This window comes from Allobosea sp. P1_A7 (genome assembly GCF_056406775.1).
In genome coordinates, this window is sequence record NZ_JBFTZN010000538.1 from 1 (window position 1) to 1,647 (window position 1,647).

Annotated in this window: 3 protein-coding genes; all 3 read right to left on the bottom strand. The window is 63.9% G+C overall.

Annotation, left to right across the window (positions count from 1 at the left end):
- Positions 1-44: 44 nt before the first annotated feature.
- On the bottom strand, positions 45-629 hold the full coding sequence (locus AC1D34_RS37385; protein WP_441508680.1) for an OmpA family protein: 585 nt from the start codon (positions 627-629) through the stop codon (positions 45-47).
- 16 nt (positions 630-645) lie between these two features.
- Complete coding sequence (locus tag AC1D34_RS37390) at positions 646-1,071, bottom strand: hypothetical protein (protein WP_441508679.1); 426 nt, start codon at positions 1,069-1,071, stop codon at positions 646-648.
- A gap of 303 nt (positions 1,072-1,374) precedes the next feature.
- Positions 1,375-1,647, bottom strand: a 273-nt coding sequence (locus AC1D34_RS37395) for an outer membrane protein (protein ID WP_476827007.1), incomplete at its 5' end; no start/stop codon positions are given.

The window sequence follows — 1,647 nt, forward strand, 5'->3', positions numbered from 1 at the left end:
CGCTCAAATGTCTGCAAACAAGCCGGTCCATCACCGTCCGGCCCCTATCTGAAACGACCCACATTCACGATCTGGACGCGCCGATTGGCTGCTGCGTCCGGGTTCTTCCGGTTCTGCAACTGCTCTTCACCGAGACCGACCGAGACAATCCTGGCGGGGGCGATGCCGAATGTGGTGACCAGCGCGTCGCGAACCGCATCGGCCCGCTTCTGGCTCAGCGTCAGGTTGGACTTGCGGTCGCCGACCGCGTCGGTGTGGCCGACGATGAGGAACTTGTATTCCCGCAAGGTCGGGTGGAGCAGGGAGTCGGCAATCACGCCGACCGTGCGGAACGATGCAGGGCGGATCACCGCCGAGCCGGTCCGGAACTGGATCTCGACGGTGAACTGCGAGAGATTGTCCAGTTCCTGCGAGAGCGGCTCGCGCAGCGAGGCGTCCGGTCCGCGGTTGGCGGCGACGCTGTCCACGGCCTGGCGGCGGAGCGCGGCGACGTCGATGGATTTCGACTGGTCGAGGACGTTCAGCGTCTCGATCAGCTGCGTATCGTTGAGTCGCTCCTGGGCCTGCACGATTGCGGTTGCGGGGGCGAGGGCGATTGCGGCGGAGAAGACGAGGGCGATGGGCTTCATGGGGTGCGCTGTGCCTTCAGTTCCAACCGGCATCGACGATGACCTGCTTGCAGCCGCTGCTGACGACCTTCGACGCGGTCAGCAGGCACTGCAGCCTGTAGCCGTCATGGGGCTGCACGCCGCTGCAATATTGACCAAGGTCGCGCTCGCAGACCTTAACTGCGGCAGCCTGGGCATTGGCCCGCTTCGCGAGCGACTGGAAGACCTCGGCCGACGCGGCCTTGCAGCCCGCCGATAGCCGCGCCTGGTTCCGATCAAGGCACGTTTTGACGGCGCCGCCGCCAAGCGAAACCTTCGAACAAAGCTTGTCGATGTCCGAACCACAGGACTTCGCCAGCCGGTCATAGGCTTCGGCAAAAGTAAGCGTCTGGGCCGAAACGGCCAGTGGGATCACCATGGAGGTTAGCAGACAGGCTGCGGCGAGGGCTCTGCGTAGACTCACGATCGTCTCCCTGTTTTCGTTCGGTGTAAGCGCGCCCGAATATGCGATTTCAAAGGAAGCCGGCGATCTTGCTATGGGCAAACGCCAGGAGCGATGAGTTGATCGATCAGGGTGCGCACAAAGACATCTGGGCCGCCGGCACCAGAACACGTCGGCAGCTTGCGGGATTCGTCTTGATGGGACCGGTCGGGACAAGAGGCCAAGCCACTGGTGTCGAAGCTCGGTCTCCAATCTGTGCGCCCGGATGAAGGGAAAAGCAGCCCGGCGCATCGGCCGGGCTGTTTGCAGATCAGAGTGCCCGGCTCAGAACTTGTAGTTCACGCCGACGCGCAGGAGTCCGGCGCCGCCGCCGCCATTGCTGACCGCGGTATAGGTTCCGGCCGGCAGCACGCCGCCCGCGGGGTTTTCGAAGACCTGGGCCCTCCTGCCCTCGCCGGTATCGACGTAGAGACCTTCGAGCTTGACCGTCCAGTTATTGGTGAAGGCGTATTCGACACCGCCGCCGATGGTCCAGCCGGCATTGCTYGTCGTGTTGCCGGTCAGCGGGTTGCTGTTCAGGCCGCCATAGGCCAGACC